The organism is Streptosporangium sp. OZ121, assembly GCF_051918885.1.
Classification (GTDB): domain Bacteria; phylum Actinomycetota; class Actinomycetes; order Streptosporangiales; family Streptosporangiaceae; genus Streptosporangium.
In genome coordinates, this window is the sequence record NZ_JBPXMC010000009.1 from 239,693 (window position 1) to 259,556 (window position 19,864).

A 19,864-nucleotide genomic window follows, 5' to 3' on the forward strand; every position below is an offset into this window, starting at 1 on the left:
ACGGACGCCAGAATCCCTTCTCCAGGGTCCGTCCCCCTTCGCCCGGGAGGCGCTCGATCCCCGCCGAAACCGTCCGCCTGTCCGCGGACTATCCGCGGGTTCCGTTCCCGGCCACCGTGACCGCCTCGGTGAAGTGCTGATACCGGGTCAGCTCCTCCTCCATGGGATCCAGCACCAGCTCGCGACCGACCTTGTCGACGCTCGACCGCAGCGCCTTCGCCGCCTTGCGTGCCCGGCGCCGGCCACCGAGCCAGGCGGCCACCCGGGAGAGCAGCGCGATCAGCAGACCGAGCAGGACGCCCCCGATCAGCAGCGTGGTCGGCCAGGGCAGCTCCCCCGCGGTCGGCATGTAGAGCTGCGGAAGCCGGAGATAGTCGAGGGCGACCAGGGCGAGCAGCCAGATCCCCCCGGCGAGCACCGTCGCGAGCGCCAGCCACTGTGCCAGCCCGGCCAGCCGCCACCACAGGGGCCGCTTGGAGACCCCGAGCGAGGTGGTGGCCACCGCCCGGTCCAGGCCGTCCTCCAGCTCGTCTCCGCGCGACCTCGCCGCCTGCCGCACGGCGGCGGCCCACGGCGCGGGAAGCCCCGCGGAGGCGGCCCCGGCGGCCTCGCGGATCGCGGTGTCCATCCGGGAGCGCTGGACCACGGTCGCGACGGGGATCGACGTCCTTCCGATGACGTTCCCCGGCTCTCCTGGCTCCCTTGGCACCACCCGTTCTCCGGCGGACCGGCTCGTGGCGTCCAGGCGGAGGCGGCGGAGCGGGTCGGGCCGCAGACGGCGGATCCACCGGGTGGGCGGCCAGCCGGTGGCGGCGACCGAGCGGTGCCGATGGGACTTGGCCACGGCCTCGACGACGACCGGCACCCCGGCGGCCTGCGACAGCGCGTCCCTCAGCGGCCTCGCCAGGCCGTCCGGCCCGCTCGCGACGTCAGGAGGGGTCTTGCCGGGGGTGACGCCGGACGCCTGAAGGAGCGCGTCGGCGGCCATCCCCGCGTCGGCCGCGAGACGGGCGGACCAGGACCGCCGGTCGGCGACCCGGGAGGTGAGCAGCGAGCTCAGCTCGGGGACGCCCGCGCCGGTGCGGGTGGACACCCCGACCACCGGGACACCCGTCAGCCCGTCCTCGTCGAGGAGCCGCCGGAGGTCCTTCAGGCACCGCTCGGCGGCGGCCGGGGAGAGCCGGTCGACCTGGTTGAGGACGACGACCATGACGTCCCGGTGCCGGGCCAGCGGCCGCAGGTAGCGGTCGTGGACGGCCGCGTCGGCGTACTTCTGCGGGTCGAGCACCCACACCAGCAGGTCGACCAGCTCGACGAGCCTGTCGACCTCCAGCCGGTGCGAAGGCTCGATCGAGTCGTGGTCGGGCAGGTCCAGCAGGATCAGCCCGGCGGCCTCCCCTTCCGTCCCGAAAGCCGTCCCGCCGGCCCGCTCGCTCAGCTCGGTCCCGCTCGCACCGGCCGACCGGCCGGTGCCGGGCCGGGGCCCCTCACCGTTCCCGTGCCACGGGCTCTGAGCGGCCTGGGCGGAGGCGTCGAGGAGCTCGTGGCGGCGGGGGATCTCCAGCCAGTCGAGCAGCGGTCCCGCCCCGGCGCCCTCCCAGAGCGCCGCCTGAGCGGTCGAGGTGGTCGGCCTGGTGACGCCGACCGTGGCGAGTGAGGTGCCCGACAGCAGGTTGAACAGCGAGGACTTGCCGCTGCCGGTGGCCCCTGCCAGCGCGACCGCGGTGTGGTCGACCGACAGGCTCGCGCGTACGCCGGCGCGGGAGATCACCGAACGCGCCGCGGCGACCGCGTCGGCGTCCAGCCTCCCGTCGGCCAGGTCGGCGGCGCGCGCCAGCGCCGCCAGCCGGTCGTCCAGCGAGACCGTCTTCTCTCGTCGCAGCAGCTTCACGCCTGGCCCGCCTCTCCCGCACCGGTGGCGCGCGGGACGCCGTCAGGTGCGCCGGTCACGTGTGGGAGGCCGTCGGGCGGTCTCCGGGACTCCCCCGCGGCGATCGGGACGGAAGCGGCGGGGAGCGCGGCCCGGCGGTCCGCGACGGGGAGCTCGCGCAGGTGCTCGCGTACGGCGTCGGCGGTGGCGCGGAGGGCGGGGGCGGTGCCCTCGGGGGGCTGGACGGCGTCCAGCAGGTCGGTGAAGCGGCCGGCCTCCTGGCCGAGGAGGATCGCCACGCGGGCGCGCAGGTCGGAGCGGGCCTTGACGGTGAGGTCGCGGACGGCCTGGTCGCCGAAGACGGCCTCCAGGACCTTCTGGCTGAGCACGCTGGTGCCTCCGGCGATGCCGACCTCGATGCCGGTCAGGCCGCCGGTCGAGGCGAACACCGCGATCATCAGCAGCAGCCCGGCCCCGTTGAGGCCGAACGAGGTGACGCGGGCGGTGGTCCGCCTGTCCGCCCCCTCCTCGCGGACCAGGTCGAGCACGTACGACTGCCAGCCCCTGACGGCCTCCTCGGCCCTGGCGGGCAGGTCGGCGGAGGCGCGGCCGAGACGCCCGGCGACGGCGACCCCCTCGCGTTCGAGGAGGGCCCGCCCCGAGGGATGCGACGACCACGATTCCAGCAGGCGTTCGGCGGCGCTGTCGGCCGAGGCCCTGATCAGCGCCTCCACCCCGCTCTCCAGAGCGGTCCGCAGCTCGCTCTCGGGCGCGGGCCGCCCGGTGACGAAGGCCATGACCCGGTCCCTGAACCTGCCGACCCGGCTCTCCAGGGAGCGCATCAGGTCGCCGGTCCCGATGAAGTCCTGCCAGCGGGCCAGGACCTCGCCGCGCAGCAGCGACCCGTCCCGCATGCCCTCGTCGAAGGTGGACAGGCCCACGGCGTAGGCGGCGTCCGCCATCGAGCGGAGCTCCTCGGCCCCGGTGTGCTGGCGGTCGACCGCCGCGGCGAGCGCGGGCACGCGGGTGGAGAGGCTCTCCAGCGCGCCGGACAGGGTCTGGCGCACCACCTCGGCGCGGGAACGGGAGTCGGCGGCGATCTCCATGAGCCAGTCGGCGATCGGCTGGACCGCCTGGCGCGGCAGGCGGGCGTTCTCGTCGGGCAGTATCAGCTCGGGCACCTCGAAAAGGTGCGTCCCGCCCAGGCCGTTCGCCTCCAGCAACCGGTTCAGGTCCTTGCGCACCACGCCCATGGCCTCGGGGGGGACCCTGGACAGGACGACGGCGAGGGCCGTGCTCCGCTCCCTGGCCGAACGCAGGAAACTCCAGGGGACCTCGTCCGCGTACCGGGAGGCGGTGGTGGTGAACAACCACAGGTCGGCGGCGGCGAGCAACTGGGCGGCCAGCTCGCGGTTGGCGGTGACGATCGAGTCGATGTCGGGGGCGTCGAGCAGGGCCAGGCCCGGCGGGACGGCCGCGGCGGTGACGATCCGGAGCGTGCCGGGCTCACCCCTGCCGCTCCCGGTGACGCGCGGCAGGCCGGGCAGGACGTTCTGGGCGGTGAACCACTCGCGGTCGACGGGGCTGGTGACCAGGGTGGGGGCCATCGTCGTGGGCCGCAGCACGCCCGGCTCGGAGACGTCCTCGGCGACCAGGGAGTTCACCAGCGTGGACTTTCCCGCCCCGGTGGAGCCGCCGACGACGGCGAGCAGCGGAGCGTCGATCGCGCTCAGCCGGGGGATCAGGTAGTCGTCGAGCTGGCCGGTCAGCTCGCGCAGCGCCCGGCGGTCGGCCGCCACGTCGCCGATCGCGAGGGGGAACAGCTCGCGGTCGAGATGCCGCCGCAACTCCCGCAGCGTCTCCAGAAGACCGTCGTTGTCACCCATACGATCGATCCTGCCCTGCGAAGGCCCCTCTAGACGCGTTTGACCCCACCGCTCGACCGGGTTACGGGGGCGAACTCGGTAAAGCGGTGGGGCCCAGCCCTCGGACCTCATCCGCGGGCCGTGCCGAGCTCGTCTCCCCCGCAGCTGGAGGCGAGCCCGAGCCCATCGGATGCTTCCGAGGTGATCGGGGGTCGTGCATTGTCTATTGGAACACACAAAGCTCAGAAACGGGTCAGCTAAAGCTGAATATCAGCTGAAGATTCAATCACTATGGGGCGGTCGCAGCACATAGCCCACGCCGCGGAGGGTGTGGATGAGCCGGGGCTCGGCCGTGTCGACCTTCCGGCGCAGGTAGGAGACGTAGGACTCGACCACCCCGGCGTCGCCGCCGAAGTCGTAGTTCCAGACGTGGTCGAGGATCTGCGCCTTGGAGAGCACCCTGCCGGTGTTGACCATGAAGTAGTGCAGGAGCTTGAACTCGGTCGGCGACAGCCGTACCGGGACGCCGGAGCGCCAGACCTGGTGCGCCTCCTCGTCCAGCTCGAGGTCACCGACCTGCAGGCGGACCGGCAGGTCGAGGTCTCCCCTGGTACGGCGGAGCACGGCCCGGATGCGGGCGAGGACCTCCTCCAGGCTGAACGGCTTGGTCACGTAGTCGTCGGCCAGGCGCAGCCCGGCGACCTTGTCGTCGGTGGCGTCCCTGGCGGTCAGGAAGAGCACGGGCATCTGCCCGCTCATCTCCCGCAGCCGCCCCGCCACGGCGAAGCCGTCCATGTCGGGCAGCATCACGTCCAGCACGACCAGGTCGGGGCGGATGCGCTCGGCGAAGTGCACGGCCTCCCGGCCGTCCACCGCGGTCACCACCTCGAACCCGGACAGGCGCAGGCTGGCCGAGAGCAACTCCCTGATATTCGGTTCGTCGTCCACGACCAGCAATCGGGCTTCCACTCTGTCCAGCACATCCCGAGGCTCGCCCACCTCGCTGGAACGCAGCTCAGCCATGGCTGAACGTTTCCTGAGAACCGTCCCGGCACCGCTTGCGAGAAGCGGTTCGCCCGCGCTCACGGCGACCGGCGCGCCACCCCGGGAAACCCGATTCGCCACCGCCCACAGGAAACGGCCCGCCCTTCGCCCGCGGCCGGTTCACCGGCGTCCGGCGCCCGACGACGGTTCGGTGATCACGGTCGCGGTCACCGAGCCGTCGTCGGCCGCCGCCCCGCGTACGACCACCGCGCCTCCGGGTTCGAGGTCGGTGACCTCGCCCTCCTTCGTGACGCGTACGGACGTCTCGTCCGTGGTGTTCACGGTCACGACCGAGCCGTCCGCCGTCTGGACGTAGACCTTGCCGCCCTCGACCCGCTGCACCGTGCCGACGGTCATGCCACCCCGGCCACCACCGTCCTGACCGGCCCCCTGGCCCCCTTGACGGCCCTGGCCCCCTTGACGGCCCTGGCCGCCGAAACCGCCGAAGCCACCGGGGCCCATGTCGCCCTGCCGCGTCGCCGTCGCGGGGACGCCGGACGGACCGCCCATCGCCTTCTGGGCCTGGATGCCCACGATCACCCCCGCGACGAGCATCACCCCGGCGCCCAGCACGAGGGTGAGCGTCGGCAGGCGGCGCGGCGGCCGTGCCGCCAGCTCGCTGTCCAGGTCCCCCGGGAACGGGGAACTCTCCAGCGGTCTCCCCGCCGGGACCGTCTCGTCGGCGTCGCCGCCCATGTTTCTCTCCTTGCCTAAGCCGCCTGAGCCGGGTAAGCCGTACGGGTCACTCGTGACGCAGGGCCTCGATGGGCCGGAGCCTGGCCGCCCGGTTGGCCGGGTAGCCGCCGAAGAACAGCCCGATGCCCACGGAGACGCCCAGGGCCAGCGCGATCGAGGACGGTACGAGCACCGGTGAGATCCCGGCGATCGTGAAGCGGGTGCCGGCGAAGGCGACCGCCACCCCCGACAGGCCGCCGACCAGGCTCAGCACCGTCGCCTCCAGCAGGAACTGGCCGAGGATGGCGCTCCTGGGCGCGCCGATGGCCTTCCTGATGCCGATCTCCCTGGTCCGTTCGGTGACGGTGACGAGCATGATGTTGGTGATGCCGATGCCGCCGACCAGCAGGGAGATGGCGGCGACCGCGCCGAGCAGGGCGGTGAAGATCCCCACGGTCGAGCTGACGGTCTCCTGCAGGGTGGCCTGGTTCAGGATCCGGTAGTCCGCGACGCCCGCCGGGGTGATGCCGTGCCGCTGGTTGAGCACGGCGGTCACCTCGGCCTGGGCGGAGTCGGTCGTGTCGGCGCCGGTCGCCTGCACGATGATCGAGCCGAGCGCGCCGAACCCCGTCAGGCTCTGCTGCACGGCGGGCAGCGGCACGACGGCCACGTCGTCGGCGTCCTGCATGCCCGCCGAGCCCGACTCCCTGAGCACCCCGATCACCGTGAACGGCACCCCGGAGACGCTGACCGGCCTGCCGACCGGATCGGCCGTGCCGAACAGCTCCTCGGCCACCGTCCGCCCGATGACCATGACCTTCCTGGCGGCTAGCACGTCGTCGTTGACGAAGTAGGTGCCGCTCTCGACGGGCCTGTTCGTGGCCTCGAAGTAACTGGGGTAGGTGCCCACGAGCTGCGCGATCGTGTGGCTGGCGCCCTCGTGGACGGCGGTGGCCGCGTTCGCGGTCACCACGGGCGACACGCTCCGCACCGAGGGAACCTGCTCGCGGTCGGTCAGCGCCCTGGCGTCCTCCAGGGTGAGCTGCCTGGCCTGGGTACGCGGGCCCTCGTTCTGGCCCCCGGCCGCCCGGCCCCCGCCGCCGCCCCCTCCCCCGAAAGCACCACCGCCGCCCCCGGCGAAGGACGCCGAGACGGTGAGGGTGTTGGCGCCGAGCCGCTGGATGGACTGCTGGATGCTCTGCGAGGCCCCCTCGCCGAAGGCGACCAGCAGGATCACGGCCGCCACCCCGATGAGGATGCCGAGGGTGGTCAGGAAGCTGCGCAGCTTGTTGGCGGCCAGCCCGCGGAGCGCGAACCTCAGGATCTCGAGCCGGCTCACGCGGTGACCTCCGGCATGCGGGGCGGGAGGCCGTCGGCGGGTGCCTGGCGGCGGTCCTCGACGATCCGGCCGTCCACCAGGCGGATGACCCGCTTGGCGTGGGCGGCCACGTCGTCCTCGTGGGTGATGATCACGATCGTCCGGCCCGCGACGCTCAGCCGGTCGAGGATGCCCAGCACGTCCCCGGTGGAGGCGGTGTCGAGGTTGCCGGTCGGCTCGTCGGCGAGCAGGAGGGCGGGCGCGGTGACCAGCGCCCTGGCCACGGCCACCCGCTGCTGCTGGCCGCCGGAGAGCTCGTTCGGCTCGTGGCGGACCCGGTCGGACAGGCCGACCTGTTCCAGGGCCGCCAGGGCGCGGGCCCGCCGGTCGGCGGCGCCGACCCCGCCGTACGCCATGGGCAGCTCGACGTTGGCGAGCGCGCTCATCCTGGGAATCAGGTTGAACGACTGGAAGACGAACCCGATCTTCCGGTTGCGCAGGACGGCGAGCCTGCGCTCGTCCAGCGAGCCGACGTCGGTGCCGTCGATGCGGTAGTCGCCGGAGGTGGGCACGTCCAGGCAGCCCAGGATGTTCATGAGCGTGGACTTGCCGGAGCCCGAGGCGCCCATGATGGCGACGTAGTCGCCCCGGTCGACGCTGAGCGACACCCCGCGCAGCGCCCGGACCTCGGCGTCTCCCCTGCCGTACACCTTGGTGATGTCCGTGAGGGACAGGACGGGGACGGTCATCGGCCGTTTCCTCCCCCGGCGGGGCGGATGCCGCCGTTGCCGCCACCTCCGTTGCGACCCCCGCCCCCGCCGCCGCCGAGACCGGGGAAGCCGCCGCCCTGCCGGGTGGTCTCGGTGGCCACCGGGCGGACCACCTGGTCGCCCTCGGCGAGCCCGGACCTGATCTCGGTGAGCGCGTCGCCCTTGATCCCGGTCTCCACCTGGACGGGCACCTGGCGCCCGTCCCGCAGTACGGTCACCGTGCTCCGCCCGCCCGCCGTGGAGATCACCGCGGAGGAGACGGCGAGCACGTCCTCGGCACGCTCGACGACGACCCCGACCGTGGCCGTCTGGCCGAGCCTGACCTGCTTCGGCACCTCGGTGAAGGAGATCGTCACCGGGTACTGGACCACGTTGTTGCTGGTGGTGGCGGTCGGCTGGATCTGGGTGACCTTGCCGGAGGCGGTGACCCCGGTGAGCGCGTCGAACCCGATGGAGGCCGTCTGGCCGATCTTGAGCTTGGTGACGTCGGCCTCGGTGAAGGTGGCGACGAGTTCGAGCCTGCGGGTGTCGGCGAGGTCGACGAACCCGCCCGAGGCGTTCGCGTTGGCGTTGGCTCCGGACCCGGCCGAGTTGTTCGCGTTGGTCGCGGCCTTGGCGGCGGTGCCCGAGGAGCCGCCGACCGTGCCGTTGACGGCGGTGACCGTACCGGCGAACGGCGCCTTGATGACGGTGCCCTCCACCGCGCGCTTCGCGGACCGGTAGGTGTTCCTGGCCGTGACGTACTGGGCGTAGGCCGCGGCGGTGGAGGTGTCGTCGTCGGCGGTGTCGAGGGCGGCGGCGGCCGCGTCCAGGCTCTCCTGCGCCGAGTCGTCGTCCAGCCGGGCGAGGATCTGCCCCGCGGTGACCTTGTCCCCGGCCTTGACGTAGATCTTCTCGACGGTGCCGTTCGATCCGAAGGAGAGGGACCGGGCGCGGGCGCCGGCCACGGTTCCCGAGGCGGAGACGGAGGCCGAGACCGTGGCACGGGTCACCGGCACGGTCCGCACCGCGGCGTCGGCGGATGAGGCCTCGCCGCCGAGGGAGGAGTAGGCGATCACCACTCCGCCCAGCAACAGGACCCCCAGGGTCCCGTTCACGATCAGCGCTCCGCGCTTGGTCGACAGCTTCACAGGGCCTGACCCTGGCGCATCAGGCTTGGACTCACCCCGGCGAAGGCTGAAGATTTCCTGCAGACCTGGTCGTACCGCCCAGGATGCACAGCAAACCTTCAGGGACCTGTGAGCATGCTGTGAATCAGGCGGTCCAGGATGTCCGCCATGAGACCGACCCATCTCCCGAAGAAGCTGCGCGCGGGAGGACTCGCCCTGGCCGCCCTCGTCCTGGTGGGCACGGGGGCGATCGTCGTGTTCGACGGCGGCTCCGACCAGGCTCCCCGGGTGGAACTGGCGTCCGCCAGGCGCGGGACGGTGACCGCCGCGGTGTCGGCCGCGGGCAGCACCGTGGACGACGGCACCCGCGACCTGGCCTTCGGCGGTTCGGGGACGGTCACGAAGGTCTACGTCAGGCCCGGGGACAGGGTCGGCAAGGGGGACGTGCTCGCCAGGATCGGTTCCGCCCCCGCACGCGAGCGCTACGACGCGGCGAAGGCGCAGCTCGCGGCGGCCGAGGAGGCTCTGGACACGGCGGGGAGCACTCCGGAGAGCACGGGGACGGCCGAGGCCGGGCAGCAGGCCGGAGGCCAGGACGGGGACCGGGCGGTTGACCGGGCCGGGGACCAGACGGGGTCCGACCAGACAGGGGATCGGACGGGGGATCGGACGGGGTCGGACCGGACGGGTCCCGCCAGGCAGGCCGGCTGCGAGCCCACGGCGACACGGCCTCCGGGAGCGAACGCCACCCCCACGCCGACACGGTCTCCGGGGGCGGATGCCACCCCCACGCCGGCCCCGACCAGGACGGGTGCCCCCACGCAGGGGCCGGGGCCCGCGCGCACGCTCTCACCACCCTCGACTTCCCCGCCGGCCGGATCGGCGCGCACGCTCTCGCCGTACCCGGCGTCCGCCCCGGCCGGGTCGGCGCGGACGGCACAGGTCGTCCCCGCGGGCGGGATCGTCCCCGCCGGGTACCGCTTCGCGGCGGCCCCGGCCCTCACCCCCACCCCCGTTCCGGCGCGGAACTCCGCGTCCGTACCGGCACCGACCGCGACACCGGCGGTCGCGACACCGGTGGCCGCGCGGACGGGTGAGGGCGCTCCCCAGCCCGCGCCGACGGTCACCGTCACCGTGACGGCGGCTCCGACGGTGACCGTGACGGCCACCGCGACGGTCACCGTGACCGCGAGGCCGCACGGGGGCGAGCCGCCCGCGACCACCGGCCCCACCGGCCCCGGTCCCGCAGACCCGCCCTCGGGCCCCTCGACCGGCCCCGGCGAGCACCCCGGACCGACGGCGGGCCCCACCGGTCCCACCGGTCCCACCGGTCCCACCGGCACGGCGGTACCGACCGCCACCGCCAGGCCCACCACCACCGGATGTCCCACCCCGAAGCCGAGCGCGAGCACGGGAACGGGAACGGACAGGGGCACCGGGCAGGACGGCGGGCGGAACACCCAGCAGGGCCCTCGGCAGGGTCCTCAGCAGAACGGCGGAGCCGGGCGGGGGACGCTCACCGTGGAGCAGGCCGAGGCCCGCGTGAAGCAGGCCCGGGCGGAGCTGACCGACGCCAAGGAGGAACTCGCGGGTGTGCGGATCGTCGCCCCCGCCGACGGCACCGTCATGTCCGTGGCCGGGGCGGTCGGCGACAGCGCGGGCACCGGCGCCTTCCTCACCCTCGGGGACCTGGACGAGCTCCAGGTGGAGGCGCTGTTCACCGAGTCGGACATCGGCAGCCTGAAGTTGGGGCAACAGGCGGCGATCACCCTGGCCACCCGGCAGGGGGAGAGGTACACGGGCACCGTGACGGGGATCGCCCCCACCGCGACCACCAGCGACCGGCTGGTGAGGTACGGCGTCACGATCGCGTTCGACGAGCCCCCGGCGAACCTCCTGGTGGGCCAGACCGCCTCGGTCACCGTGACCGTCGCCGAGTCCGCCGAGACGCTCTACGTCCCGGCGCAGGCCGTACGGACCAGGGACGGGGTCTCCAGGGTCACCGTGCGGGGAGGCGCCGAGCGGGTGGTGGAGACGGGGGTCCGCGGCGACCGGTACGTCGAGATCACCTCCGGGCTGTCCGAGAACGACCGGGTGGTACTGCCCGGCGGCACGGCCGGAGGGGAGTTCCCCGACAGCAGCTGGCCGGAACCCGGCACCGGCGCCCCCTGAACCGGGCGGTGACGGTGATCGGCCGGTCCGACCGGCCGGACCGGCCGGACCGGTCGGACCTGCGGAACCGGCTGGACCGGCGGAATCAGCCGGATTCCGGTGGGTCCGGCCGGGTCCGGGATCGGGATCCGGCCGGGTCCGGAGACGGGGTTCAGCCGGGTCCGGAGACGCGATCCGTTCGGATGATCCGCGGGCGCGGTTCAGTCGGATTCGGGGGCGAGCGGGAGGATCACCCGGAACGTCGAGCCCTTGCCTGGCTCCGACTCCACGGCGACGCGGCCGCCGTGCGCCTCGACCATCGCGGCGACGATGGCCAGGCCGAGACCGCTGCCGCCGTCCTCGGGGGCGCGCCGGCCCCGGGCGGAGTCGGCGCGGTAGAACCGCTCGAAGACGCGCTCGCGCTGCTCGGTGGTGAGGCCGGGCCCGTCGTCGGCGACCTCGATGACGGCCATGCCCTCGTCGCCGGAGAGGGCCACCCGTACGGGGGTGCCCTCGGGGGTGTGGGTGAGCGCGTTGGTCATGAGGTTGCCCACGACCTGGCGGAGCCGTACCTCGTCGCCGGAGACGATGAGCGCGGAACCGTCCACCGAGAGCGTGACCTCGCGTTCCGGGGCGAGGATGCGGGCGTCGTGGACGGCGTCGGCGGCGATGGCGAGCAGGTCGACCGGACGCATGACCATCGGCCGCTGCTGGTCGAGCCGGGCCAGCATCAGCAGGTCGTCGACGAGCAGGCCCATCCTGACCGCCTCGGACTCGACCCGGCGCATCAGCGGCGCGGCGTCGATGCCGGGCGCCTGCCGGTAGAACTCGGCGAAACCCCGGATCGAGGTCAGCGGCGTGCGCAGCTCGTGCGAGGCGTCCGCGACGAACCTGCGCATGCGCTCCTCCGAGCTGCGGGCCGAGGACTCCGACTCCGAACGGGCGCGGAAGGCCGTCTCGATCTGGGCGAGCATGCCGTTCAGTGACCGGCCGAGGCGGCCCACCTCGGTGCGCGGGTCGGCGTCGGGGACGCGGCGGCCCAGGTCTCCGGCGGCGATGGCCTCCGCGGTGCGCTCGATCTCCTCCAGCGGGCGCAGGCTCCTGCGGATGATCACCACACCGGCCCCGGCGAGCATCAGCACCAGGCCGCTCCCGCCGAGCAGCTCCACCAGCGCGAGCTGGCCGACGATCTGCCGTACCTCTCCCATGTCCACGGCCACGATGAGGGTTCCGCCGGTGTCCAGCGAGGTCACCCTGACCCGCCAGTCGCCGCTCTCGAACGAGTGGCCGCCCTGTCCCGGGGACACTTCCGGCCCCGGCTTGCCCTCCACGTCGATGCCGCTGAGCAGGACGAGGGTCTTGCCGTTCCTGCCGCGGAGTTCCAGCCTGGCGTCGGACGGCATCGACTTGCCGACCAGCGCGACCGACCCCCGGTTGTTCATGCGGCGCAGCGCGGAGTCGGTGGTCAGGTCGATCTGGCTGTCGACGCGGTCGATCAGGTAACCGCGCATGATCGAGACGCTGCCGATGCCGATGAGGGCGAGCGCGATCGTCAGCAGGACCAGGATGACGCCGATCAGCTTCACCCGCAGGGGAGTCGCGTTGAGCATCACGTGCCCGGTGGTAAGCGCAGCACGTATCCGACGCCGCGCAGGGTGTGGATCAACCTCGGTTCGACATTGTCGATCTTGCGGCGGAGCACGGAGACATAGGACTCCACGATGCCGACGTCGCCCCTGAAGTCGTAGTCCCACACGTGGTCGAGGATCTGGACCTTGGACAGCACCCGCCCCGCGTTCGCCATGAAGTAGCGCAGCAGCTTGAACTCCGTCGGCGACAGCGACACCGCCCTGCCCCCGCGCCACACCTCGTGGCTCTCCTCGTCGAGTTCGAGGTCGGCGAAGGTGAGCCGGGGTGGCCGGGGCGCGAGGTCGCCGGAGCCGGTACGGCGCAGCACGGCCCGGATGCGGGCCACGACCTCCTCCAGGCTGAACGGCTTGGTCACGTAGTCGTCCCCACCCACGGTCAGCCCGCGGATCTTGTCCTCGGTGGCGTCACGCGCGGTGAGGAAGACCACCGGCGTGTCGCTGCCGCCGCCGCGCAGGCGCCGTACGACGTCGAAGCCGTCCATGTCGGGGAGCATCACGTCGAGCACGATGAGATCGGGCCGGTGCCGTTGGACGGCGGCGACGGCGTCCGTGCCGTTGCCCGCCGTGTTGACACCGAACCCGGCGAACCTCAGGCTCGCGGCCAGAAGCTCGAGGATGTTGGGCTCGTCCTCGACGATCAGCAGGCGGGCCTCGGGTGAGTCGGTCACTGGTTTATTTTCACCGGCCCACATGAGAAAGCAGTTAACTGGTCAACACTGAGGCTAACCCCACAATATGCCTGGCAATCGCCAAACTTGACGTGGCCGCCGGTGAGGGGGCGTTGCGCACGAGGGCGACGCGGCCGTGCACGTCGATCGCGAAGTCGTCCAGCATGCCGCCCCGCCCGTCCACAGCCTGTGCGCGGACGCCTCCGGCGGTCCTGACCAGGTCGTCGCCGGTCAGGGCCGGGACGTAGCGGCGCGCGGCCCGCAGGAAGGATCCTTTACCCATCGAACCGGCCACCTCCCTGATCCCGGTCCGCCAGTGCCGGGCGGCGAGGCGGCGGGTGCCCCGCCAGGCCAGGATCCGGCCCAGGTCGGCGAGGTCGACGTCCCGCCAGGAGTAGCCTTCCAGCGCCAGCGCCATGACCGCGTTGGGGCCGACCAGCACCTCGCCGTCGATCCTGCGGGTCAGGTGCACGCCGAGGAACGGGTAGCGGGGGTCGGGAACCGGGTAGATGAGCCCGCGGACCAGGTTCTTCGCCTCCCCGGCCAGCGCGTAGTACTCGCCGCGGAAGGGGACGATCCGTACGTCGCCGGGGATCCCCGCCATCCGCGCGACGGTGTCGGTGCCGAGCCCGGCACAGACGATCACCCGGTCGAACCTCAGCGTCCGCTCCCCCGCCAGGACGCTCACCCCGCCCGCGGTCTCCCGTACGGCGCGCACCGGGTGGGACAGCAGCACCGAGCCGCCGCTCTCCTCCACGTCCAGGGCGAGGCGCCGGGCGACGGCGGGGAAGTCGGCGATCGCGGTGTGCGGGGAGTGCACGGCGCCCACGCCGACGGCGTGCGGCTCGATCTCGCGCAGGGCCAGCGCGTCGAGCTCGGCGATGCCGGGCACCCCGTTCGCGCGGGCCCGCTCGGCGATCCCGCGCAGCTCGGGCCGCTCGGCTCCGGTGGAGGCGACGACGAGCTTGCCGACCTCGTCGTACGGGATGCGGTGCTCGGCGCAGTACTGCCTGAGCATCGCCACGCCCTCCCTGCAGAGCGTGGCCTTGAGCGAGCCCGGACGGTAGTAGATCCCGGCGTGGACGACACCGCTGTTGTGCCCGGTCTGGTGGGCCCCGACGCGGTCCTCCTTGTCGAGGACGGTCACGGTGGCCCCGTGGGTCAGCGCCGTCTCCCTGGCCACGGCCAGCCCGACGATCCCCGCACCGACGATCCCGACCTTCATCGCCGGCTCCTCCCTGCTCGTTCCCCTGCCTCGTGCGAGGGCCTCACAAGGCCGCCCGCCTGCGAGGTCGCTTTCCTGCGAGGCTGCTTTCCCTGAAGGTGATCATGGCGTGGTCCGAGATGCTCGATTCCGCCAGGGTGGGAAGCGTGTCACCGCGTGACATTATCCCGCCAATCTCCCGGCCTTGCCGGTGGTGAGATGTCCTTCCCGTGCCAGCCAGCGCAGCGAGTCGGCGATGGTCTCCTGGACCGGCCGCAGGCCCACGCCGAGCGCCTCCAGGGTCGGGGTGTCGTACGTGCGGACCATCGTGACCATCATCTCGACGGCGTCCCTGGTCAGCGGGTAGTCGATCTCCTTGATCAGCTTCATCACGTCGCCCACGGCCGCCGCGCCGCGCAACACCGACCGGTGGATCCTGAACCTCCGGCCGCGGTTCCCCGTCAACTCGTCGCAGACGTCGGCGAGCTGGGCCCAGGTGAGGTAGTGCCCGCCCAGCATGAAGCGGCGTGGCCCGCGCCCCGGTTCGAGGCAGCGGGCGAGCACGACGGCCAGATCCCGTACGTCGACGATGTTGACGCCGCCCGCGGTGATCGGCCAGCCCTGTTCCAGGCCGGCGCGCAGCCCTTCCACCATCGCGTCCAGCGAGGGCTGGTAGGGCCCGGTGACCCCGGCCGGATAGACGATCGTGATCGGCATCCCCTGCTCCTGCAGCCGCCTGGCGTAACGCTCGGCGGAGATCTTGCTTCTGCCGTATCCGTTCCTGGGCGTGGAGAGCGGGCTCTCGGTCGTGATCACCGGCCCGGAGGGGGGCACGAAGACGCCGACGCTGGAGACGTGCACTATGGGGTCGAGACCGAGTTCGACGGCCTGCCCGAGGACGTTCCTGACCCCGGTCACATTCGTACCGTTCAGGTCATCGGCCCGGCCGATCACCCCGATTTCCGCGGCGGCGTGAATGACGGCGTCGCACTGTTCGAGCCCCTCCCGCACGGCCGCCGCGTCTCGGATATCGGCCCGGTGCAGGGGAATCGCCCCCGTCACCCCGATGGCGGCCAGCACCTCGCGTGTTTTCTCTGGATTACGTATGAGAAGAAGCGGCTCATGCCCGTCTGCGAGGAGCGCGGCGACCGCATGCGAGCCGACGAAACCTGATGCCCCGGTTATCAGAACGCGCATGCTCGAAAGTTAGCGGCAATCCTCACCGCAAGAGAAGGGATAACCGGCCTGGTTCTTAACCGTCATTGCCTATGCGGGAAACACGTCCAGGCCGGTCGAGGAATACGTGAATATGTCGGGGCAGTAAAGAGTAATGCGGTCATTCATTTTCGGTATGAGATCACGCCCGGGATCACGTATGAGATCGCATCTGGGATTGCATTTGGGATCGCGCCCGCACCTGCTCCCGAAGCGGGCGGCGAACGGCGGGCGTCCACAGCCGTTACGCACATGTCTCCCGTCCGTCGCCCACCCCGGTGTCACGGAGGGGTATACCTTGATCAGGCCGGATGGCGGCCGAAACCGACCGCGTCACCGGGTGGAGATACGAGGCGATGAGCAGAGAACTCTCCATCGGCGTCGACCACCACGGGCACGTTGACTGCACCGTGATCACTGTCACGGGTGACATCGACCGTAATTCCAGTGAACTGCTCAGAGAGACCATCGAACAACTGGTCTCCGACTACCGCCCGCGGATCGTCATCGACGCCGGAGGCATCACCTTCTGCGACTCCACAGGGCTGCGGATACTTCTCAGCGGCGCGCGGGTGACCTCGGAGGCGGGCGGATGGCTGCGCCTCGCCGGGGTATCGGATGTCCTCAAACGCCTTCTGCAGGTGACCGGTCTCCTAACCTGGTTCCCCGTCGACCCCGACGTGGCGGCGTCTCTCGACCACGCCGCCCGCCGCGACCTGCAGTCCCCCGGCTGAGCCCTGAGCGGCCTCGGGAAGCGACCCGGAGAAGCGACCTCGGGAAGCGACCTCGGGAACGGTCAGCGCATCCGGCCGACCGCGCCCCGCAGGCGTCGCACGTCCCGCAGGCGCGCCTCGTAGGTCGCGCCGACGACCACGAGCAGCACCCCGCCCAGCGCCATCGGCACCCATCGGGGCACCAGCACGACCACCTCCGCGATCCACGGCGCCAGCTCGTGCAGGGCGACGACGGCCAGGGTCAGCCCGCCCAGGACCGCCGGGGCCTGGAGCCGGAACCGGGCACCGGCCAGCAGCACGGCCAGCGAGACCACGCCGAGCAGCAGCGGCCGGAGCCAGCCCGAGCCGGTGAGCAGCGCGAACATGCTGGGTACCAGGCTGGAGACGAGCCCGGGACCGTAGGCGACCCAGGACGACGTCCCCCCTCCGCGCGCCCGCCACCAGCCGAACGCCAGCAGCACCAGCGAGAACGGGACCGTGTACGCCTCGATCACGCTGATGTCGGAGGCGAGCAGCCGTAGCCAGGAGGCCAGCAGCAGGAAGCCCGTTCCGACGTATCCTGCCCATCGGCGATCGGGCCGCAGCGCCGTACCGGCCATCAGCACGCCCGTCACGGCGCACGCCAGGCTCGCCAGCGGCAGGTCGGCCGAGGCGAGCGGCAGGCCCGCTCCCGCGAGGACGTACCCCGCCGCCTCCACGCCGACCGCGAACGTCGCCCTCCTGAACCGGCCCGCCACGGCCGCCGCCGCGCAGGCCACGACGAGCGGGCCGAACGCCGCGTGCCGTACCGGCCAGTCCAGCGCCAGCCCGGCCGCCAGCGCCTCCCCGCCCGCCAGCAGCGCCGCCAGCCCCGCCGCGACCGGCGCCACCGCCCGTTCCCCGAACGCGACCGCCGCCCCCGCCCCGGCCCTTCCCCTCGCCCTCGCCTGGTCACCCAGCACGACCGCCACGGCGATCACCGCCACGGCGGGAAGGACGAGCAGGGTCGCGGGCTCGCTCATGAGGGCCCAGGAGATCGCGACGAAGGCGGTCCACAGCGCCGCCACCCCGCCGAAGGCCGCGTTCGCGCGGCTCCGCGCCGCCATCCACGCCGTCGGGACGGTACCGGCGACGAACAGCCCCAGTTCCACCCCGTACGGCAGGGCGACCGACACCGGCAGTGCCACCACCACCGCGGGCCAGGCGAGCAGCGCCGCCCTGGTCGCGCCCCTGCGCCGCGCCACCTGCCAGGAGACCAGCACCGCCGCCGCGGCGACGAGACCGACCACCACCGCGAGCAGCGGATGGCCGCCCGCCGGGCCTGTCGCGGCCGTCCAGGGCCGTACGAGGGGGCGGTGGAAACCGAGGATCGCGGTGACGGCGGCGTGTGCGGAGACGACCGCGAGCACCGCCAGCACGGCGCTCAGCACCAGCCCGGCGGACCGCCGGAGATCACCGTTCTCCCCCGGCGCGCCCTCGGGCGAGGGTCTGGCCGGTGAGCCGCCGCGCGGCGCGACAAGCGCCGCGAGCACCGCACCGGCGGCCAGGGACAGGGACAGGCCGTCACTCGCCGGAAGCCACCGGGTCCCGGCGGAGACCGCCCACATCAGGCCGGTCGCCGAGAGCACACCGGCGACCAGCGAGACCGCCGCCGCCTCGCGTACCCGGGCCGCGAACGCCGCCGCGCCCCACGCGACGAGCAGGACGCCGAGCGTCGCGTACGTGCTGGACCGCTCGGCGAGCGCGGTGGCCGTCGCCACCGCGGACACCGCGCCGGCGGCGATCGCGAGGGCCCCCGCCCACCGCGGCCGGCCGGCCAGAGTCATGCCGGTCACGAGGACGACGGCCAGCGCCGACAGGACCACGAGGTCCACCCCATGCCCCCAGCCGAAGGCGACGGGGGCGACGGCCACCGCGAGCGTCCCGGCGGCGAGCGCGGCGAACCCCATGGAGGCCCGCCCCCGGGCGGCCGCCAGTGCCGAGGCGACGGCCAGCAGCCCCGACACGACCGGGAACTGCGGGAACGGCGCGATCAGCCGGGCATCGGCGAAGCCCGGGGATCCCGACCACACATCGCCGAGCCGGTTGAACGGGGCGACCAGGGTGAAGATCACATCGTTCGCGAAAGGCAGTGCGGTGAGCACCGCCAGCACCCCGGCGGAGACGGCACCGGACGAGCGGACCCGCGGCTCGTCCAGGCCGGGCGCGTACAGCATGACCGTCACGGTGACCAGGGCCGCCACCGTGTACGGTACGGCCCACCAGGTCGGCGGCAGCAACGGCCAGGCGGGGGCCGCCAGTCCCGCCGTCAGCGTGAGCGCCGAGACGCCGGTGACGACCCAGAGGCGGTCCGTGTTCCGTGTCCTCCGCGCGACCGCGAGCCCGATCACCGCCAGCGTGACCAGCAACAGGGCGTCCCTGAGCGAGACGATCGCCGGAACGTCGCCGGGGAACGGGCTCTGCGTCTTCCTCATGAGTGATTCCAGGACGCCGTGGCACACCCCCAGCCCCCACACCACGCCGAAACAGACCGCGACCGTCCTCAGCGGCCCACGGCCGCCGGGCGCGGAAGTCCGGCCCACCACGTGGAACATCAGGAACACCAGGAACGCGGCGTCGGCGGCGGCCGTGGCGGCGAGCGCGGCGGTGATCCACGGCGTCGTCTCGCCGAGAGCGAGCAGCGGGAGCGGGAACTGGGCGAGGACGATCGCGACGGGCAGCGGCAGTCGCAGCGGGAGGAGCCGCGAGTAGCCCACCATGGCGAGCGCGACCAGGGCGAACAGCAGGGCGGCGTAATGGAGTACGGCCATGCCGTCGGCCCCGGCCAGCCCCGTCCGCCGGGCCGCGTAGCCGTCCAGGAAGAGCAGTGCCGCGCCGAGCATCGCGATGGTCTCGGCGGTGGTGACGAGCCCGCGCCTCACCAGGAGCGTCGGCGCGGCGAAGGTCAGCCCGGTGACGGCGGCCAGGATCGCCGCCCGGCCGCCGAGGCCCATGCTCCCCCAGCTGACCACCGTGAACACCACGGCCGCGACGGCCAGCAGCAGCCCGCCGAGGCCGAGCAACAGGTTCTGCACCGCCCGGGGCGAGAAGTCCTTCCCCGGCTCGGGCACCGCCTTCGGCCGCCCGTCGGGCTCGGGCACCGTCTCCGGCGGCCCGGCGGGTCTGCCACCGGTCGGGTGTGCCCGCTCCTGCCCGGCTCGCTCCCGTCCGGCCGGTTCCTGCCCGGCTCCTTCCTGTCCGGCTCGCTCCCGTCCGGCCGGTTCCTGCCCGGCTCCTTCCTGCCCGGCTCCTTCCTGCCCGGCTCGCTCCTGCCTGAGCAGGCCGAGCAGGTGACCGCGCCGGATGAGAAGTTCCGCCTCGCGGGCGCGCAGCCCCGCGAGGGCACCGTCGAGCCGCCACAGCTCGGCCGCCACCGGTCCTCTCAGGGGCAGCGCGCAGCGCGGGCAGCGCTCGTGCGTCCCCGCGATGGGGGCCGAGCACTCAGGACAGCCCACCGGCGAGGAGGAGCGGGGGCTCGACGCCGGGTTCTCGTCATGCATGGTCCGAAGGATGGCGCAAGCGGCTTGCCGTCCGCTTGCGTCGGATCACTCAACCGGGTCTGAGTACCTCTGCG

Annotated in this window: 14 protein-coding genes; 2 read left to right on the forward strand and 12 right to left on the reverse strand. The window is 73.0% G+C overall.

Translation table 11 applies throughout. The annotated features are described in order from the left end of the window. Positions 1-88 precede the first annotated feature (88 nt). The 7 genes from ACTOQ1_RS19185 to ACTOQ1_RS19215 all read right to left on the reverse strand — a co-directional run bounded on the left by ACTOQ1_RS19185 (position 89) and on the right by ACTOQ1_RS19215 (position 8,672). On the reverse strand, positions 89-1,891 hold the full coding sequence (locus tag ACTOQ1_RS19185) for a GTPase family protein (RefSeq protein ID WP_440068906.1): 1,803 nt from the start codon (positions 1,889-1,891) through the stop codon (positions 89-91). Next, the gene (locus ACTOQ1_RS19190; protein WP_440068908.1) at positions 1,888-3,756 is read right to left on the reverse strand and encodes an ABC transporter; all 1,869 of its coding nucleotides are present in this window, start codon (positions 3,754-3,756) and stop codon (positions 1,888-1,890) included. Before ACTOQ1_RS19190 ends, ACTOQ1_RS19185 begins: the two co-directional genes overlap by 4 nt. Positions 3,757-4,017: 261 nt before the next feature. Continuing rightward, positions 4,018-4,758 (reverse strand): response regulator transcription factor, encoded by a 741-nt coding sequence (locus ACTOQ1_RS19195; RefSeq protein ID WP_440068910.1) that lies wholly within the window; start codon positions 4,756-4,758, stop codon positions 4,018-4,020. A gap of 141 nt (positions 4,759-4,899) precedes the next feature. Beyond that, positions 4,900-5,475 carry a hypothetical protein gene (locus ACTOQ1_RS19200; protein WP_440068912.1) on the reverse strand — a complete coding sequence of 192 codons (576 nt, stop codon included), beginning with the start codon at positions 5,473-5,475 and terminating at the stop codon, positions 4,900-4,902. Positions 5,476-5,521: 46 nt separating this feature from the next. Continuing rightward, positions 5,522-6,793, reverse strand: coding sequence for an ABC transporter permease (locus ACTOQ1_RS19205; RefSeq protein WP_440068914.1), 1,272 nt, complete (start codon positions 6,791-6,793; stop codon positions 5,522-5,524). Then, complete coding sequence (locus tag ACTOQ1_RS19210) at positions 6,790-7,521, reverse strand: ABC transporter ATP-binding protein (RefSeq protein ID WP_440068916.1); 732 nt, start codon at positions 7,519-7,521, stop codon at positions 6,790-6,792. Before ACTOQ1_RS19210 ends, ACTOQ1_RS19205 begins: the two co-directional genes overlap by 4 nt. Beyond that, positions 7,518-8,672 (reverse strand): efflux RND transporter periplasmic adaptor subunit, encoded by a 1,155-nt coding sequence (locus ACTOQ1_RS19215; protein WP_440068917.1) that lies wholly within the window; start codon positions 8,670-8,672, stop codon positions 7,518-7,520. Before ACTOQ1_RS19215 ends, ACTOQ1_RS19210 begins: the two co-directional genes overlap by 4 nt. A 147-nt stretch (positions 8,673-8,819) precedes the next feature. Here ACTOQ1_RS19215 and ACTOQ1_RS19220 point away from each other — a divergent pair, with 147 nt between their 5' ends. Further along, positions 8,820-10,823: an efflux RND transporter periplasmic adaptor subunit gene (locus ACTOQ1_RS19220; protein WP_440068918.1), complete on the forward strand. Its 2,004-nt coding sequence runs from the start codon at positions 8,820-8,822 to the stop codon at positions 10,821-10,823. 200 nt (positions 10,824-11,023) lie between these two features. On the opposite strand, the gene ACTOQ1_RS19225 is transcribed toward ACTOQ1_RS19220, so the two are convergent. From ACTOQ1_RS19225 to ACTOQ1_RS19240, 4 genes are all read right to left on the reverse strand, one after another. Continuing rightward, positions 11,024-12,412, reverse strand: coding sequence for a HAMP domain-containing sensor histidine kinase (locus tag ACTOQ1_RS19225; RefSeq protein ID WP_440068975.1), 1,389 nt, complete (start codon positions 12,410-12,412; stop codon positions 11,024-11,026). Next, positions 12,412-13,119, reverse strand: a complete 708-nt coding sequence (locus tag ACTOQ1_RS19230; RefSeq protein ID WP_362841158.1) for a response regulator transcription factor — start codon at positions 13,117-13,119, stop codon at positions 12,412-12,414. The genes ACTOQ1_RS19225 and ACTOQ1_RS19230 overlap by 1 nt, the downstream gene beginning before the upstream one ends. 34 nt (positions 13,120-13,153) lie before the next feature. Beyond that, positions 13,154-14,344 carry an L-2-hydroxyglutarate oxidase gene (gene lhgO / locus ACTOQ1_RS19235; RefSeq protein WP_440068920.1) on the reverse strand — a complete coding sequence of 397 codons (1,191 nt, stop codon included), beginning with the start codon at positions 14,342-14,344 and terminating at the stop codon, positions 13,154-13,156. Between the two features lie 162 nt (positions 14,345-14,506). Beyond that, the gene (locus tag ACTOQ1_RS19240; RefSeq protein ID WP_440068922.1) at positions 14,507-15,520 is read right to left on the reverse strand and encodes an NAD-dependent epimerase/dehydratase family protein; all 1,014 of its coding nucleotides are present in this window, start codon (positions 15,518-15,520) and stop codon (positions 14,507-14,509) included. 329 nt (positions 15,521-15,849) lie between these two features. Here ACTOQ1_RS19240 and ACTOQ1_RS19245 point away from each other — a divergent pair, with 329 nt between their 5' ends. Further along, positions 15,850-16,272 (forward strand): STAS domain-containing protein, encoded by a 423-nt coding sequence (locus ACTOQ1_RS19245; RefSeq protein ID WP_440068924.1) that lies wholly within the window; start codon positions 15,850-15,852, stop codon positions 16,270-16,272. Positions 16,273-16,334: 62 nt separating this feature from the next. Here ACTOQ1_RS19245 and ACTOQ1_RS19250 read toward each other — a convergent pair whose 3' ends face one another. Beyond that, positions 16,335-19,790 carry an SCO7613 C-terminal domain-containing membrane protein gene (locus ACTOQ1_RS19250; RefSeq protein ID WP_440068926.1) on the reverse strand — a complete coding sequence of 1,152 codons (3,456 nt, stop codon included), beginning with the start codon at positions 19,788-19,790 and terminating at the stop codon, positions 16,335-16,337. Positions 19,791-19,864 lie beyond the last annotated feature (74 nt).

Excerpts from the sequence above, each read along its gene's own strand:
- ACTOQ1_RS19200 (WP_440068912.1), bottom strand. The coding sequence starts at position 5,475 with ATGGGCGGCGACGCCGACGAGACGGTCCCGGCGGGGAGACCGCTGGAG.
- ACTOQ1_RS19210 (WP_440068916.1), bottom strand. The coding sequence starts at position 7,521 with ATGACCGTCCCCGTCCTGTCCCTCACGGACATCACCAAGGTGTACGGC.
- ACTOQ1_RS19240 (WP_440068922.1), bottom strand. The coding sequence starts at position 15,520 with ATGCGCGTTCTGATAACCGGGGCATCAGGTTTCGTCGGCTCGCATGCG.
- ACTOQ1_RS19250 (WP_440068926.1), bottom strand. The coding sequence starts at position 19,790 with ATGCATGACGAGAACCCGGCGTCGAGCCCCCGCTCCTCCTCGCCGGTG.
- ACTOQ1_RS19220 (WP_440068918.1), top strand. The coding sequence starts at position 8,820 with ATGAGACCGACCCATCTCCCGAAGAAGCTGCGCGCGGGAGGACTCGCC.
- ACTOQ1_RS19190 (WP_440068908.1), bottom strand. The coding sequence starts at position 3,756 with ATGGGTGACAACGACGGTCTTCTGGAGACGCTGCGGGAGTTGCGGCGG.
- ACTOQ1_RS19225 (WP_440068975.1), bottom strand. The coding sequence starts at position 12,412 with ATGCTCAACGCGACTCCCCTGCGGGTGAAGCTGATCGGCGTCATCCTG.
- lhgO (WP_440068920.1), bottom strand. The coding sequence starts at position 14,344 with ATGAAGGTCGGGATCGTCGGTGCGGGGATCGTCGGGCTGGCCGTGGCC.
- ACTOQ1_RS19245 (WP_440068924.1), top strand. The coding sequence starts at position 15,850 with ATGGCGGCCGAAACCGACCGCGTCACCGGGTGGAGATACGAGGCGATG.
- ACTOQ1_RS19195 (WP_440068910.1), bottom strand. The coding sequence starts at position 4,758 with ATGGCTGAGCTGCGTTCCAGCGAGGTGGGCGAGCCTCGGGATGTGCTG.